1 rRNA gene is annotated in these 1,738 nt (G+C 51.2%); it reads left to right on the top strand.

What is annotated here, in order from left to right:
- Positions 1-1,719, top strand: a 23S ribosomal RNA gene (locus B6K83_RS18040); the annotation flags it as partial.
- Positions 1,720-1,738 lie beyond the last annotated feature (19 nt).

Below are 1,738 nucleotides of genomic sequence, written 5' to 3'. Positions count from 1 at the left end.
AGTGGTAGGGGAGCGTTCTGTAAGCCGTTGAAGGTGTGTTGTAAAGCATGCTGGAGGTATCAGAAGTGCGAATGCTGACATGAGTAACGATAAGGGGAGTGAAAAACTCCCCCGCCGAAAGACCAAGGTTTCCTGTCCCATGTTAATCAGGGCAGGGTAAGTCGGCCCCTAAGGCGAGGCGGAAACGCGTAGTCGATGGGAAACAGATTAATATTTCTGTACTTCTATATATTGCGAAGGAGGGACGGAGCAGGCTAGGCTGGCATGGCGTTGGTAGTCCATGTGAAAGTGCGTAGGTTGGTTGTTTAGGTAAATCCGGACAACCTTAAGACTGAGACACGAGACGATGCTCTACGGAGCAGAAGCAGTTGATGCCATACTTCCAGGAAAAGCTTCTAAGCATCAGATATATAGGAACCGTACCCCAAACCGACACAGGTGGTTAGGTAGAGAATACTAAGGCGCTTGAGAGAACTCGGGTGAAGGAACTAGGCAAAATAGTACCGTAACTTCGGGAGAAGGTACGCTCTCTAATGTGAAGCCCTTGCGGTGTAAGCATCGGAGAGTCGAAGTAACCAGGTGGCTGGAACTGTTTATTAAAAACACAGCACTGTGCAAAATCGAAAGATGACGTATACGGTGTGACGCCTGCCCGGTGCCGGAAGGTTAATTGATTGGGTTAGCTCTGCGAAGCTCATGATCGAAGCCCCGGTAAACGGCGGCCGTAACTATAACGGTCCTAAGGTAGCGAAATTCCTTGTCGGGTAAGTTCCGACCTGCACGAATGGCGTAATCATGGCCACACTGTCTCCACCCGAGACTCAGTGAAATTGAAATTGCGGTTAAGATGCCGTATACCCGCGGCTAGACGGAAAGACCCCGTGAACCTTTACTATAGCTTGACAGTGAACATTGCTCCTACATGTGTAGGATAGGTGGGAGGCTTTGAAACGCAGTCGCCAGATTGCGTGGAGCCAACCTTGAAATACCACCCTTGTATGCGTGATGTTCTAACCTAGGGCCCTAATCGGGCTTGGGGACACTGTCTGGTGGGTAGTTTGACTGGGGCGGTCTCCTCCTAAAGAGTAACGGAGGAGCACGAAGGTTGGCTAAGTACGGTCGGACATCGTACGGTTAGTGCAATGGCATAAGCCAGCTTAACTGCGAGACAGACACGTCGAGCAGGTACGAAAGTAGGTCATAGTGATCCGGTGGTTCTGTATGGAAGGGCCATCGCTCAACGGATAAAAGGTACTCCGGGGATAACAGGCTGATACCGCCCAAGAGTTCATATCGACGGCGGTGTTTGGCACCTCGATGTCGGCTCATCACATCCTGGGGCTGAAGTCGGTCCCAAGGGTATGGCTGTTCGCCATTTAAAGTGGTACGCGAGCTGGGTTTAGAACGTCGTGAGACAGTTCGGTCCCTATCTGCCGTGGGCGTTTGAGAATTGAAGAGGGCTGCTCCTAGTACGAGAGGACCGGAGTGGACGAACCGCTGGTGTTCGGGTTGTGATGCCAATCGCATTGCCCGGTAGCTACGTTCGGAACTGATAACCGCTGAAAGCATCTAAGCGGGAAGCAGGCTTTGAGATGAGTTCTCACTGGAGCTTTAAGCTCCCTAAAGGGTCGTTGGAGACTACAACGTTGATAGGTTGGGTGTGGAAGTGCTGCGAGGCATTGAGCTAACCAATACTAATTACCCGTGAGGCTTAACCATACAACACCCAAGTGGTTTT

The sequence above is a fragment of the Colwellia chukchiensis genome (assembly GCF_002104455.1).
Taxonomy (GTDB): Bacteria; Pseudomonadota; Gammaproteobacteria; order Enterobacterales; family Alteromonadaceae; genus Cognaticolwellia; species Cognaticolwellia chukchiensis.
The sequence above is the reverse complement of the archived record's forward strand: the minus strand, read 5'-3'. Positions and strand labels throughout refer to the sequence as shown.